Genomic DNA, 14429 nt, shown 5'->3' on the forward strand with positions numbered 1-14429 from the left:
GTTTGCTTTGCAGTTACCCGGTCTGTGTTATTTAGAGTACCATCATGTTGCAGCGCCTCATATCCGATCGAAAAATACATGTCCTGGTCGCGACGCCCTCGGGCGTTTCGGGGCAGGGCGGCATCGACCGCATCATGGGGGCGCTGAAGCAGGAGTTCGAACGGCAAGAAATCGCCGACATCGATGTGTGCTTCCTTGCCAGTCGTGGCCCGGGGCATGTCGGACTTTCGATCTTCTATATGCTCGGTTTTTGCTTACGGATGCTTAAAGCGCGTCTGGCTGGACGCGCCGATGTCATTCATATCAACATCTCAGTTTCCGGCAGCACCTACCGCAAGATGGTGATCGCCGCCTGCGCACGGCTGCTGTCGATACCCTATGTCCTGCATTTGCACGGGGCGCAGTATCAGACATTCTGGAAAGCCGACCGCGGGTTCATAAGCCGCCGTATCAAAGCTCTGTTCGAGCATGCCGATCGGGTGATCGTTTTGGGCAGGCTTTGGCGCGATTTCGTCGCCAGCCGGGCGCCGGGCGCAGCCGGCAATATCGTGATCGTGCCCAATGCGACCGAAGTCCCGTCGCTGGCGCATGTCGGTGGCGGCGACCACGTGCATATCCTATTCCTGGGTCGCATCGGCGACCGCAAGGGCGTACCGCAATTGTTAGACGCGCTGCACCGCATGAACCCCGTCAAGAATTGGCGCGCCACGATTGCCGGCGATGGCGAAGTCGAGGCGGCACGGGCAAAGTCAGCCGCGCTGCGGATTGCAGACCGGATCGCCTTTCCGGGTTGGGTGGGACCGGACGATGTCGCATCGCTGATTTCTTCGGCCGATATTCTGGTTCTTCCGTCCTTCGCCGAAAATCTGCCGATGTCGGTGATCGAAGGCATGGCAGCCGGTTTGGCGGTGGTGGCGACCCCGGTTGGCGCGGTCGAAGACATAATCACCGACGGGCAATCCGGGCTGCTGGTGCCGCCAGGCGATGTTACAGCGTTGACCGAGGCGCTGAGCCGCCTCGTGGAGAACCCGGCACTGCGGGCAAAGCTTGGTGCCGGTGCCATGGCCGTGCATCGGGAACGGCTTGAGCTCGCCCCGTTTGTCGGCGCAATCTGCGATGTCTGGCGGTCGGCCGCGTCAAGCCGTCAACCGGTCAAGCGCTGAGGCCGACGATCGCGGCGGCGCGTCGAGCCTGAATTCGCGGTGGAATATCTCCAAATTCAACAGCGCCCATATCAGCTTCTCGTGGTCTGCGGCACGCGTGGTGTGTTCCGAGACGATTTGATCAAGCTGTTTCGGGCTCAAATAGTTGCGGATGACGGAGTGAGGCGAGCAAAGATGGTCATGCACGTAGTTCCTCATCGATCCGCGAAACCATTCGGCGACCGGTACCTTGAACCCGACCTTGCGGCGGCTGAGAATTTCCTCCGGGAGGATATTGGCCATGCTGTCGCGCAGGATCTGCTTGCTGTGCAACCAACCCAGCCTGTAGCGATCGGGCAATTTGCTGACGAATGAAACCAGGTCGCGATCGAGGAACGGCATTCTTCCTTCGATTGAACCGGCCATCATCATGTGGTCGCCTCGTTCCAGGAGATTGTCAGGCAGCCACGATGTCTGATCGAAAAACAGCACGCGGCGAAGATGGGAGGCCGCAGCGCTTGACGAGAACGGAAAGTCGTTGCGCTCATAACGGCGATTTGCGGACGCGCCGATCAGGCAAGCGCGCTGCTGCGCCGAAACGGCTCCAAACCAGGAGACCATCCGGGCGGCAAAGTCCCTTTCGCCCGCGGTGCGGGCAAACGTATCGACCTTGGCCGACGCGCCCGGCATGGCGCGTACCAAAGGGGAAAGGACGTTACCGTGCAGCGAGGCTGGAACAAGCGACTGGTAGATCCCGGCCAGTGATTCCGCGCGATGCTTGGGATAGCCGCCGAGAATCTCGTCGGCTCCTTCTCCGGTGAGCACCATCTTGACGTCCTGGGCGGCGCGCTCCGACATCAGGTAAATTGGAATATCGCTGCTTTGCGAAACAGGTGCACCGCGTTGGCGAACCATCGCCGGCAGGTGATCCATCAGATCGCCTGGCTGGATGACAAGTTCGCAATGATCGGTCTTGAAATGATCGGCAACGCGCCGGGCGAATGCAAGTTCGCTATAGGCCGCGTCGTCGAACCCGACGGAAAACGTGCGAATGGGCGTAGCGCTATGCCTGGCCATCAGGGCGACGATAGCCGAGGAGTCGAGTCCTCCGGAGAGAAAGGCCCCAAAAGGCGCATCGCTGCGCATCCTGATCTCGACGGAATGGTCGAGCAGTTCCAGAAATCGCTTCTTGGCGGTTTTTCCGTCGATCCGCTCGGTCAGGGCCACCTGATCCGGAGGCGTATAGTAGCGCGTTTCCTTGACCACCCCTTGCGACCAGACAGCATAGCTTCCGGGATTGAGCTTGCGGATCTGTTTAAAAAGCGTGCGTGGTCCCGGCACATAACGCCAGTTCAGATACTCGTCCACGGCATCCAGATCGAGTTGCTGCGCATCTTGCTGCGCCGACAACAATGCGTTGATCTCCGAGGCAAACAGCAGCAATCTTTCGCTTTGCATGAGGTAAAGCGGCTTTTCCCCGAAGGGATCCCGGCCGAGGATCAATTCCTGCCTCTGAGCATCCCAGAGTGCAAAGGCGAACATGCCGCTCAGCCGGTCGAACATGGACAAGCGCCATTGATCGTAGGCTCGGAGCAGCACCTCGGTATCGGAGCGCGTTCGAAAATGATGGCCAAGGCCGATCAGTTCCTGGCGCAACTCGATGTAGTTATATATCTCTCCGTTGAAAATTATTTTGAGACGGCCGTCCTCAATCTGCATCGGCTGATTTGACTCAGGCGCCAAGTCAATGATCGCCAGGCGGCGATGGACCAATGCCAATTGTTGCTCGCCGGTATTCAGGTCCAATATCTCGGTGCCTTCGGCATCGGGACCGCGATGCCGCAATGCGTTTGACATTCTGGCGGCCCGCTCTTGTGGATTTTTAGCCCTTCGACCGATCCATCCGGCAATTCCACACATTTTTCCCCCTAGGCGCGCGCATTCCTCAATTCAGTACAACAAATGTGTTAAACACTTCGTGCAATACAACCCAACCGGGAGAAAGCTGCCGCGGGCCGTTCCTCGATCGAGCCTGGCGGTCAGGGGTTTGCCACCGGTTGTTCGCTGGTGAGGGCGAGTGACGGCACCTATGGCAGGCCCAATGCCTGCAGCATCTCCGGGTCGGGAACCGGGGGACCATCGGGCGGGATGAGGCTCATCCCATAGGGATTGGAGAACTCCCAGACAGACCATGGGATCGCGAAGCGTTCGGCCTCTCGGCGCACTGCCTTGAGATAGCGCGAACGGTCGGCCTCAAAGGCGCCCATGCGGCCGTCCACGGACATGAGGATAGCGCCGAATTCGCCCATGAAGAGCCGCCGGCTGGGAATGCCGTGGCCTTCAGCCCAGTCGACAGCCTGGCGAAAGCTCGCCTCCAGTTGGCTCTGGCCCCAGTTCTGCTCGAAATAGTTCGCGATTGCTTGGCGCGCGGTGGCCATGTTCATGACCTGCTCGACCCTGCTCAAGCCGGCAGCTTCCATCCGCGCTCTAAGGGTTTCGGTCACCACTTCGGGTGTACTGCTGTCGGCCGGCCAGGGAAGTCCCGAAGCAAAGCTGATCGTGTCATCGGGCCGCTGGTGGGTGAAGCTGTGCGGCTCATACATATGGAAGCTGTAATAGAGGTTTGGGTCATCAAAGCTGGGGCTGAGGTTGACCAATCCGGCAATGCTGCCGCCGCAGGCGCCGGTTGCAACGATGGTAAGTTCGCTGCTGACCGCTCGAATGTCGTGGACGGTCCCTGCCATGATCCGCTGCCAGTGATCGCTGCCGCTCGCATCGCAAGGGTAGTATGCGGGCTCGTTGTAAGGTTCGAGGGCGACTTTGTCGGTGCCTATCTTGACCAGCATGGCGGCGACCGCCACAACCATTTGACGATAGCGGGCAACGCCCTCGCTGTCGGCGCCGCCGTAGATCATCTCCATGCTGTAGTCGGGAACCTGAGTGACGCCATGCAGGTCGAAAACCACCTTGAGGCCGGTCGACGTGATCCGCTCGACGGCGGCGGCAAGTATGTCCAGCGCCTGCTGCCGCTTGGCGTCCCCGCTGGCAAGCAGCGGGCCGGGATCGACGCTCAGCCGGACGAAGTCGAAGCCCATCGATCGGATGTGGGCAAACACCTCCCCGGCCGGCCAGTCGGTGAGCGGCCTGCTTTCCGCAAGCCACTCCTTTTCGCTGCGATAGGGCGGCCAAACGTAGGTTCCGTCTTTCGCCACCGGCGACCAGTTGAGCCACTGATGCACGCCAACGCCGCGCTTGAGAGGGATGGGCTCTGCCTCGGCCGCCACAAGCAAGGCGAGCACCCAGGCAACAACATACACCGCTTTTCGCATCGCTCCCTCCGCATGCTCGCGGGAGATATTAACCGCAACGAACGGGAAAGAAGATTGCCGGCCCGCAGCTTTTCGACGGCATGGTATACAAGGACCGAAACGTTGACGGGGCGTGCATGAGAATCGGCTGGTACATCAACCGATTGCGCAGCATGGGACCGGCCGAGGTGTTGCACCGGCTGGGCGAGCAACGTCGAAGGATCGCGTCGCGCCGCCGCGATGATGGGTGGGAGCGCTATCCATCGCCGCAGTTGCACCCAGTGCTGCCCGGATTTCGCCATGCTGCGCTGGCAGCGACCGACGCTCAACGGCAGGCCATAGCGGCGGCCGCGCAAGAGATGCTTCATGGCCGGTTTTCGGCACTCGGGCGGACATGGCCAAAGCGTGAGCCCGATCTTTTGTTTCCTGCTGAGCTTTGGCGTCTTGATCCGGTAACCGGCAGGCTTTGGCCTGGCGCCGAGGCTCATACTTTCGATATCGATTTTCGCGATGGCGGCGACCTTGGCGATATAAAATATGTCTGGGAGGTCAACCGGCTGCAGCAATTGCCAGTACTGGCTGCACACCTGCTCCTCAGCAAGGACAATCGATCCCGGAGTGCCATTGAGGCGGCAATCGGCAGTTGGCATTCCGCCAATCCGCCGTTCCGAGGCATTGGCTGGGCTTCCGGCATCGAAGTAGCGCTGCGAGCCATCAGCCTGATCGTCACCCTGGACCTTATCGGTGACCGGCTTGACCCGGCGACGCTGCGGAAAGCTGGTGAGATACTCGCGGCAAGCGCCTATTGGCTGCCGCGGTTTCCGTCGCGATATTCCTCCGCCAACAACCATCTCGTCGCAGAGTTGGCTGGCGAATATCTGGTTGGCCTGGCGCTCGGGGCCGAATCCGAAATTGCCCGCAGCGCCCTCTTAAATGAGACGCACAAGCAGATTCTTGCCGACGGCGCCGGTGCCGAGCAAACGCCGACCTATGCAGCCTTCAGCGCCGAACTCATCTTGCTGTGCGCCGCCGCGGCACGCCAGGCGGGAACGCCGTTTCCCTCGGCCGTCGAAGCGCGTCTGGGCGCCTTCGCCAATTTCGTCGGCTGGCTGCCACAGAAAGCCGCCCGCTTCGGCGACGACGATGAGGGCCACGTGCTGAAGCTGGGCGACGAGCCGAACTATATCCGATCCGTCGCGGCCGCCATCCACGGCTTACTGGGGACGCCGGGCAACGCGCCGGAGCCTGACGATTTTCGTTCGCTTTTCTTTGGTGCGCCGTCAGGCCCGGCGCCCGCGGTGCATGGCTTGCAGACATTCAAGCGAGGCGGGCTCTCCGTCTGGCGCGGAGCAATGAATGGCCGCAATGTCGAACTGACGTTCGACCACGGACCGCTCGGCTATCTCTCGATAGCGGCGCACGGCCATGCCGACGCGCTGTCGCTCACCCTGTGCATCGACGATGAGCCGGTGCTGGTCGATCCCGGCACCTGGCTCTACGGTTCGGGAGGCGCATGGCGCGACTGGTTCCGCTCCACACCGGCGCACAACACGCTCAACATCGAGGGCGAGAGCCAAAGCACCATCGCTGGAAATTTCAACTGGTCGCACAAGGCAGTCGCAGCGCTGGTGGAGAGCGAGCCGGGACCGCACTGGAGGCTGAGCGCCCGGCATGACGGCTATAGAAGCCGCTTCGGCGTCGTGCATCAGCGCACTTTGGCGCGCCAGGCCGATGGCATCCTCATCACCGACCAACTGCTCGGCGGCAGGCGCCAGTCCGAGATCGTCTTCCAACTGGCCGCCGGCCTCCATGCCGACCGGCACGAAGATACGGTCACGGTATTGCGCGGCGACGAGGTACTGTTGGCCATCCGCTTTCCTGATGCTGCGCTCGATATCGGCGCGGGCGGTGACATGCCGGGCCAAGGCGGTTGGGTTTCACTGCGTTTTGGCACTAGGCAGCAAGCCGAACGCCTCGCCTGGCACGGTGAAGTGGGCGAAGCCGGGATCGATATCCATCTTGCCCCAATTCACCCGCCGCAACAGCAAAAACCGGTGCCAACGTAGAGTTGCCGGGCGAGTTCCAGCCGTATTCGACATTAATTACGTTTGGACATTTAGCGGTTTCGTTACCGTTGATCTGCTAGTCTCGCACCATCCAGCCTGCTTTGCCCGCTGCGCCCGCAACAGCCACTGGTTGCAGGCGGCGTAGCGAGTTTGGCGGGAATTTTGTGCTTTGCTATTCGCCAGATCGCCTTCTTACGACTTACGACCAGGAGCCGCTGCATCAATGTTTTCCGAATTTGCCAGAGCGATTGTGGAAAAGCTTTCGAACGTCAATCTGACCACGCTCGGCCTGCTTCTCCTCACCGCACTGGGCAGCGCGGTGATCGCCTACTGGCGAACTGCCGAACATAAGTCCCTCAGGGACTTTTTCGACTTCGCCTTCCCACAGGAAGTCATCCTGCACCCGTCGGCGCGAGCCGACGCCCTGTTCTGGATCACGAAACGGGCGATGATGCCTTTCCTGCTTATTCCTGCCGGCGTCACCTTCGTCGTCGCGGTGGGCTATGGCACACGTGAGGCAATTGGCTGGCTCCTTAACATCCACGCGCCGCTTCTCGGCGGCCCGGCGGGACCGGTGACGATCGTCATCTTCACCGCAACCATGCTGGTCGCCTATGATATTTCATACTACCTCTACCACGTCGCCCAGCACCGTTTCCCGTTCCTGTGGGAATTGCACAAGGTACATCATTCGGCCGAAGTGATGGTGGGGATCACCAAGGACCGGGTTCATCCGCTGGACGATCTGATGAACCGTATGTGGGATGGCGTCATCCCGGGCATCTGCTTCGGTGTCTGGAGCCTGATCGCACTCGATCCGGTAGAGGTCGCTATCTTCGGCATCAACGTCTACGTCATCCGCAACATCCTGATGATGGACTTTGTTCGCCATACGCATCTCAAGATCTCGTTCGGCCCGTTGAACAACATCATCCTGTGTCCGCACTGGCATCAGGTGCATCACAGCATCGACCCTCGTCATTATGACAAGAATTTCGGCCTGCTTTTTTCGTTCTGGGATCGTCTGTTCGGAACGCAATTTGTCCCGGAGCCGGATGAAGACCTGAAATTTGGCCTCGTCGATCGCGATGTGCGCGATTACCAGTCGCTCTTTGGGCTCTACATCCTGCCGCTCAAGAAGATGGCAAGGCATGTCATGCGACTGTTTCACAGACGGCCCAATGTGGTCGCGCAGCCACAGGACAGTTCTCCTTCATGAACACCGCTGTTTCCATCGACGTCCTAGGCGCGGAGCGCCTGGAAATCGTCCGTTCGGCGGATCGCCTGGCTGCGATCGAAGCCGCTTGGATGGAGCTTTGGCATCGTACCGACGGGCTGATCTTTCAAAGCCATGCCTGGATTTCGGCATGGTGGAGTACCGTACAACGCCGTGACCAGCGCGCGTTGCGGATCGGCCTGGTCTGGAAGGGCGAGAGACTCGTTGCTGTCGTTCCGCTGGCGATCGGCAGGCGCAGGGGGCTGCGGTTTCTCGAATGGGCGGCCGGCAGCTATACCGACTATGGGGATATTCTCGTCGCTCCGGAATGCTCGTTATCGGCGCTGCAGGAGCTATGGACCCAACTCTGCGATGCAGGTGGCTTCGATCTTGCCTTGATCAGTCGTCTCTCGCCGGATGCGGCGGCCCGCAAAATTTTCACGCCGGGAGCTTCCGGCGGCATCAGGCTTCGTCACTTTCACCGAACGGAAGTCAGCTATCGCGTTGCCGGACAATGGGAAAGCGGAGCGGCATGGTTGGCGGACCAGTCGAAAAAGACGCGCCAGAACTATCGGCGCGGCATCAAGGCGCTGGAAGAAACCGGAGAGATGAGATTTCGCCTGCTTGCGCCCGACGAGCCGCTGCAACCGGTACTGGAGCGCCTCGCGGCCTTGAAGCGGAAATGGCTGACCGAGCGCATGCGTGAATCAGACCTCTTCGAAGAGGGCGTGCCGGTACTCGCCGCGCTCGTCGATGCGTTGGCGCGCGCCGGCGTGCTGCATATCTTCGTCCTCGAATGCAATGGCGTGATGGTCGCGGTGTCGATCAACTTCGTCCAGCACGACATGATGATGGCCTTCGTGACGACGTTCGATCCGGATTTCGGCCGGGCGTCGCCAGGTGTGATCCTGTTGATGGATTACGTGCAGTGGTCGATCGATCACGGCTTGAGCATGGTCGATTTCCTCTGTGGCGCAGAGTCGTTCAAACACAAATTCTCAACGCAGTCGGTTACGCTGGAATCCGTCATCGGGACGCGCACGGCACAGGGTGCGCTTGCATCTCTTGCCGATCGTGTCCTCCAGACCGTCAGGCATATGCGCGAGCGTTCATCGGCACCACCAGAGGGACGCGATACGCCCGCTCAAGCCGAAGCAGCCTTGGACTAGAACGGTCCATCGTTTCACGGAAACGCCGAACAGCTCCATCTTTTGTTTTGACGCAATTCCGGACGAAAACCGTTCACACTTTTCCTGGAATTGCTGTAGCGGCCCGCTCGCAAAAAGCTCAAATGAAGCGCGGTATCGGACCGTTTTGCGGCGTGGTGCGGTCGCCGAGGTCGAGGAAGATCTCGTCGATGTAGCACCATCCCCAACCTTCCGGCGGATCGTAGCCTTCGATGACAGGATGGCCGGTTGCCCGAAAATGCTTGGTGGCATGACGGTTGGGCGAGTCGTCGCAGCAGCCGACATGGCCGCATGTGCGGCAGAGCCGCAGATGCACCCACTGCGAACCGCTCTTCAGGCATTCCTCGCAGCCGAGCGCGCTCGGTGTCACGTCGCGAATGTCCCCGGCGTGCCTGCATTCGTCTGCCATCATACGCTCCTGACCAGTTGTGGCGCCACGGCGAGACTGCCGTTTCGCGCGAGATATGCATGCAGCGCTGCAACCACCTGGGCGCCTTCGCCGACGGCAGCGGCGACGCGCTTGATCGAGCCGGAGCGCACGTCGCCGATGGCGAACACCCCGCCGCGGTTCGTCTCCAGCGCACCACGTTCCTGGCCAATGTCAGGCCCGGTGCGAACGAAGCCCTTCGCGTCCAACGCCACGCCGCATTGCGCCAGCCAGTCGGTGTTCGGATCGGCGCCGATGAACAGGAAGAGGTGGCGGATCGGACGTGCTGTCTCGGTGTCGCGGTTGCGCCAGCGCACTTTGCCAAGATTGCCGTCGTCGCCTTCCAGTGCCGCAATCTGCGTCTCAGCCAGCAATTCGATGTTCGGCTGTGCCCTGACGCGCTCCACCAGATAGCGCGACATGCTCGCATCGAGGCTGCTGCCGCGCGCCAGCAGCCATACCTTCTTCACATGCGCCGCCAGGTAGACGGCAGCCTGACCAGCCGAATTGCCGGCGCCGACAAGGGCTACCTCTTGCCCGGCGCAAAGCCGCGCTTCGATCGGCGAAGCCCAGTAATGCACGGAGGTTCCCTCGAATTGCGCCAGGTTTGCCATGTCGAGGCGGCGATAGCGCGCTCCGCTGGCGATCACCACCGACCGTGCCCGCACGGTCTCCCCGCCGCCGACGGCGAGCGTGTAGTGGGCACCGGACGTGTCGCTTGCGCTGCACAGCAGCTTCGCCTCGTCCGGTATCACCATCTCGACGCCGAATTTCTGCGCCTGGTTGTAAGCGCGCGCCATCAGCGCCATTCCCGAAATGCCGGTCGGAAAACCGAGGTAGTTCTCGATGCGCGAGGAGGCACCCGCCTGTCCGCCGAAGGCACGGCAATCGAGCACGATCGTCGACAACCCTTCGGAAGCCGCGTAGACGGCCGCCGCGAGGCCGGCCGGTCCGGCGCCGACAATGGCCACGTCGTACAGCTTGCCGGCGTCGATCGGCCTCACCAGGCCGATGCAGCGGGCAAGCTCGTTCTCTCCGGGATTGAGCAGCAGCTTGCCGTTCGGACAGAGCACGATCGGCAAATGGTGGATGTCGACATGGAAGCGTTCGATCAGGGTCCTGGCGCAGGGATCGGCAGCCGAATCGAGAACGCGATGCGGCTGACCACTGCGAGCCAGAAAACCTTGCAGCCTCAAAACGTCGCCGCTGTCGACCGGTCCGACAATGATCGGGCCGGCTGTGCCGCTCTCGAGCAGGCCGACACGGCGCAGGATCAGCGCCCGCATGATGCGCTCGCCGAGGTTTGCTTCCTGCACCATCAGGTCCCGCAGCCTTTGCGAGGGGATGACGAGCGCCTCGACCGGCTCGACCGCCTCCACATCCACCAGTGAGGGTCGGGCTGAAAGCTGCGCCAACTCGCCGACGAAATTGCCTGCACCGTGCGTGACGATTGTTTCGCGCCGGCCGAAGCTGCCGCCCTGGATGATATCCACCTTGCCGGACAGGACCACGATCAGACCGGGCGCCAACTCGCCGGCTTTAACGATCTGTTCGCCTGCAGCATAGGACACGGCTTCGCCGAAACGGCCCATGCGGTCCAGGTCCGCCTTAGCCAGCACTGGAAACATCTGATCGCGACGGGCAATGGAGATCGTATTGGCGGGTTGAGACATCGTTCGAACCTATCGCCGGTTTCCGACAGTTTGAAGCGGTTTTTGCGGCTTGCGGCCGGTAGGAACCTAGCCCGCCTGTCGGTAAACGCTGTGCCCTTCGCTTCGCAGTTAACTGACGGCGGCCGTGCGACGGTGTCGTCGCGACGTGCCTCACAATCCGTTGCATCTCCTTGATTTGTTTGATTTGCGCATCCCGGCAAACCCGGCGCATGCTGCTTCAGCCGGCACCTGCCTAAGCCGGCCAGGCCCGGCGGGCCGTCCTGTGTCAAACTCTCGGCCGCCGGGCTTCTGGACAGCAGAAAACGGCCTGTGTCCGAGCACTCCGCAAACTGGCCTGCGGCCTGTTGTTCGGCGAGTGCTCAGGCAGCTACCTGAAGCACAATCTTGCCGCGCGTGTGCTGCTTCTCGAGCTGTTCCTCGGCCCTGGCGACTTCCTCAAGAGGATAGATTGCCTGCACGAATGGCCTGACCTTCCCGGCGTCGATGAGGCGGCTGATCTCGGCAAGCTGCGCCGCGTTCGGCTTGGTCAAATAGGAAACGCCGCGAGCCCGATGCAGGCGAGCCTTCTCCGCCGACGGTTCGGAAAGCGTTGAGACGAGCGTCCCGCCGGGCTTGAGCACGTGCCACGAGCGGTCCTGTGTTTCACCCGCTACCAGGTCGAAGACGAGGTCGACGTCCTCGACAAGCTCCTCGAAGCGCTGGTTCTTGTAATCGACCGCCTGGTCGGCGCCAAGTGCGCGGACGAAATCGAAATCCTGCGCGGAAACGGTCGTCGCGACAAACGCGCCCGCGGCCTTTGCGAACTGCACCGCCAGATGACCGACGCCGCCGGCGCCGCCATGGATAAGGACCCGCTGCCCGGATTTGAGGCCGCCGTGATCGAAAAGGCCTTGCCACGCGGTAAGGCCCGCAAGTGGCACGGCGGCGGCTTCGGCGTGGCTTAAGCGTTGCGGCTTCGCCGCCGCCTCCGTTGCCTTGACGACGACATATTCGGCGTTGCCGCCGCGGTCGTTGCCGAGCATGGCATATAGCGGATCGCCCTTCTTCAGCGTATGGGCCCGCGTGCCGCACAGTTCCACCACGCCGGATACGTCGCGGCCGAGCGTGACGGGCAGATCCGCGCCCGAAGAGCCCTCGCGAACCTTGTAGTCGACGGGATTGACGCTTGCCGCGTAGACCTTGAGCGTGACCTCGTCGTCATGCGGCTGAGGCAACGGAACCGCGTCCAGCGAAAGAACCTCCGGTCCACCAAAATCGTGGATACGGACGGCCTTCATAGTAATCATGGCTTGCTCCTCGTCGGGTTGCAGTCCAGTTCGCCTCTGAACAGTTTCGCCGGCGGCCGGCGTCTATCCAGCCGGCGGTTCGGTCGTAGCAAAGGCCGGCCGGTGGTGCGCCGTCAGTGTATCGTTTGCGAATGCTCGCCGCCGGGTTGCGAGATGCCGCTCAGCGCTTCACCTGCTGTCGCCGTCTCGCTGTTGGTGGCGAGGTCGCCCAGCGAAACGATGCCGACCAGGCGCTTGTCGCGGTTTAGCACCGGCAAGCGGCGCACTTTCAGGTCAGCCATGTTACGCAGAACATCCTCCGCGTCTTCGTCTTCGAAGCAATACCTGACCTCGGTGCTCATCACTTCCCGTACCTTGGCGTCAGGTGTCTTGCCTTGGGCGACGCCGCGGATTGCGATGTCGCGATCGGTTACCATGCCGACAAGCCGATCGTTCTCGCCCACCGGCATTGCGCCGGCGTCGAGGCGACCCATCATTTCTGCCGCATCGCGCAGGGTTTGCTGCGGACTGGCGATCTCGACGTCCTTTGTCATGCAGTTGCTAACTTTCATTTTAACCTCCGTTGGTTGCAGGGCCCGCCGCCGGTTTCCATGATGGAAGGGTGAATGAGCGCCAGCGCAAAACGTTCCATGGCAAGACCCGTTTCGAGCGCTTCGCCGAAATCACCCTTGCCATCCTCCACCCGACCGCCCTTCAGGCGGTCGGCCCGGGAAAGGTCGGTTCGGAAGGAATTTCGGAAGGCGTGCCGGGAGGAACTCCGATCGGCTCCTGGTCCGGCGTCGGAATTGGATCCGGCGAGGGCGGGGGTACGCCTGGAGGTTCTGCCGGCGGAGTCTCCGGCGGGGCAGGCGGCCGGGCCGGCTCCGGATTGGGATTGTCCGGCAGTGGATTCGGGTTATTCGGATCGGGATTGTTCATCGATCACTCCCCTGACAACTGTGACCTGATCTCCGCCAAGAGCGGGTTGCCGCAGCGGCGATCAGGCTCTCTTGTCCTAAACCAAGGGGAAGCAAAAGCGTTCCCGCTTCCGACGCCACGCGCGGTGCCAATCTATCGGGCGGTTCCCAGGCTGGCATACATTCCGTTGGTGCGGAATTGCGTCGGGTTGATGCCGTAGAGGCGGCGGAAGACCTTCGAAAAGTAATTGGCATCCTCGAAGCCGCACATGATGGCGACTTCCTTGACCGGCAGGAAATCGGCCTTCGTCAGCAACTTCGCCGCGCGCTGCAGTCGCTGCTGCAGCACGAATTCGGCGGGCGGAAGACCTTCACTCTCGGCGAAGCAGCGCGAGAAATGCGCGCGGCTCAGGCCGCTGATCTCAGCGAGATCGGCAACGCGGAGCGGCCTGTCGAGATTGGCCCTGATGTGATCGATGACCGGCTGCATGGCGCTCTTGTCGTCGGTGACGGCATGCGAGCCGAAGACATCGTCGTAGAGCGCCATGGCTGCTTCATAGGCGACGGCCGAGGCGGCTCCCGGCGAGACCGCGCCCGTGATCAGGCGCACACTGCAATCAGCCAGATGATCGATCGTCGAGGGCTGCAGCCGCAGCACCGGACCGACGGCGGCAAGGATCGACTTGTGGATGCGCAGTGCCTCCTCGCCGTTCATCGATATCCAGAAGAACTCCCAGCGTTCGCCCTTGGCCAGCCAGTAACGGTGGTTGTGCGGCACGAGAACCAGCAAAGTGTCGCCTTTTTGCAGGCGGTAGTTCCGGTTCTCGTAGCGCAATCGGCCGGTGCCGCTGATCGTATGCTGGAGCACGGTAAACGGCGTCAGGCCGCGCTTGCGCCCATCCCAGTCGTAGACCTCGTTCTCGCGCACTTCATAGCCGGTGCTTGTCGGCATGGTGTGTAGGCGCTGGCGCCCGCGCGGCAGCGATACCGTCCTGCCCGCCGGCCCGATGTCGATCAAGTTCCGCAGCACAGAATTACCCCTAAAAGCATAATCCTTCTCTGGTCGCGTGCCGAATAAGGCGCATAATCCCTCGAGAAAAGCAAAAGAAACTGCGGTCAAAGAGCGGATGGGAGGAAGTGCTGGATTCCAGCCTGCATAGCGTGGCAGGCGGGCCAGGCCTCTTTTCGCCGCCTTTGCCCTAGTGTTCGATCAGGTCGAGGTGAGGCT

11 protein-coding genes and 1 pseudogene are annotated in these 14429 nt (G+C 61.6%); 4 read left to right on the forward strand and 8 right to left on the reverse strand.

The window, feature by feature from the left end; translation table 11 throughout:
- The first annotated feature begins 44 nt into the window (after nt 1-44).
- Nucleotides 45-1163 carry a glycosyltransferase family 4 protein gene (locus NKJ91_RS09735; RefSeq protein WP_352455352.1) on the forward strand — a complete coding sequence of 373 codons (1119 nt, stop codon included), beginning with the start codon at nt 45-47 and terminating at the stop codon, nt 1161-1163.
- Here the strand turns inward: NKJ91_RS09735 and asnB are convergent.
- Nucleotides 1137-3062: an asparagine synthase (glutamine-hydrolyzing) gene (gene asnB, locus NKJ91_RS09740; RefSeq protein WP_352455353.1), complete on the reverse strand. Its 1926-nt coding sequence runs from the start codon at nt 3060-3062 to the stop codon at nt 1137-1139. The two genes, NKJ91_RS09735 and asnB, sit on opposite strands and share 27 nt — an antisense overlap.
- A gap of 167 nt (nt 3063-3229) precedes the next feature.
- On the reverse strand, nt 3230-4471 hold the full coding sequence (locus NKJ91_RS09745) for a glycoside hydrolase family 5 protein (protein WP_352455354.1): 1242 nt from the start codon (nt 4469-4471) through the stop codon (nt 3230-3232).
- 116 nt (nt 4472-4587) lie between these two features.
- Here NKJ91_RS09745 and NKJ91_RS09750 point away from each other — a divergent pair, with 116 nt between their 5' ends.
- The 3 genes from NKJ91_RS09750 to NKJ91_RS09760 all read left to right on the forward strand — a co-directional run bounded on the left by NKJ91_RS09750 (nt 4588) and on the right by NKJ91_RS09760 (nt 8901).
- On the forward strand, nt 4588-6516 hold the full coding sequence (locus NKJ91_RS09750; RefSeq protein ID WP_352455355.1) for a heparinase II/III family protein: 1929 nt from the start codon (nt 4588-4590) through the stop codon (nt 6514-6516).
- Nucleotides 6517-6739: 223 nt separating this feature from the next.
- Nucleotides 6740-7735, forward strand: a complete 996-nt coding sequence (locus NKJ91_RS09755) for a sterol desaturase family protein (RefSeq protein WP_023677167.1) — start codon at nt 6740-6742, stop codon at nt 7733-7735.
- Nucleotides 7732-8901, forward strand: a complete 1170-nt coding sequence (locus NKJ91_RS09760; RefSeq protein ID WP_352455356.1) for a GNAT family N-acetyltransferase — start codon at nt 7732-7734, stop codon at nt 8899-8901. The genes NKJ91_RS09755 and NKJ91_RS09760 overlap by 4 nt, the downstream gene beginning before the upstream one ends.
- Before the next feature lie 118 nt (nt 8902-9019).
- Here NKJ91_RS09760 and NKJ91_RS09765 read toward each other — a convergent pair whose 3' ends face one another.
- The 6 genes and pseudogenes from NKJ91_RS09765 to NKJ91_RS09790 form a co-directional block, all read right to left on the reverse strand.
- Entirely contained in the window at nt 9020-9331 is a 312-nt protein-coding gene (locus tag NKJ91_RS09765; protein WP_036238601.1) for a UBP-type zinc finger domain-containing protein, read from the reverse strand.
- Nucleotides 9328-11019, reverse strand: coding sequence for an FAD-dependent oxidoreductase (locus NKJ91_RS09770; protein WP_352455357.1), 1692 nt, complete (start codon nt 11017-11019; stop codon nt 9328-9330). The genes NKJ91_RS09765 and NKJ91_RS09770 overlap by 4 nt, the downstream gene beginning before the upstream one ends.
- A 359-nt stretch (nt 11020-11378) precedes the next feature.
- The gene (locus NKJ91_RS09775; protein ID WP_352455358.1) at nt 11379-12305 is read right to left on the reverse strand and encodes an NADP-dependent oxidoreductase; all 927 of its coding nucleotides are present in this window, start codon (nt 12303-12305) and stop codon (nt 11379-11381) included.
- 113 nt (nt 12306-12418) lie between these two features.
- Complete coding sequence (locus tag NKJ91_RS09780; RefSeq protein ID WP_031211895.1) at nt 12419-12856, reverse strand: CBS domain-containing protein; 438 nt, start codon at nt 12854-12856, stop codon at nt 12419-12421.
- Nucleotides 12853-12987 carry a hypothetical protein gene (locus tag NKJ91_RS09785; RefSeq protein ID WP_352455359.1) on the reverse strand — a complete coding sequence of 45 codons (135 nt, stop codon included), beginning with the start codon at nt 12985-12987 and terminating at the stop codon, nt 12853-12855. The genes NKJ91_RS09780 and NKJ91_RS09785 overlap by 4 nt, the downstream gene beginning before the upstream one ends.
- Nucleotides 12988-13355: 368 nt before the next feature.
- Nucleotides 13356-14359 (reverse strand): annotated as a pseudogene (locus tag NKJ91_RS09790) (AraC family ligand binding domain-containing protein).
- Nucleotides 14360-14429 lie beyond the last annotated feature (70 nt).

The organism is Mesorhizobium sp. M0040 (assembly GCF_040323505.1).
Taxonomy (GTDB): Bacteria; Pseudomonadota; Alphaproteobacteria; order Rhizobiales; family Rhizobiaceae; genus Mesorhizobium.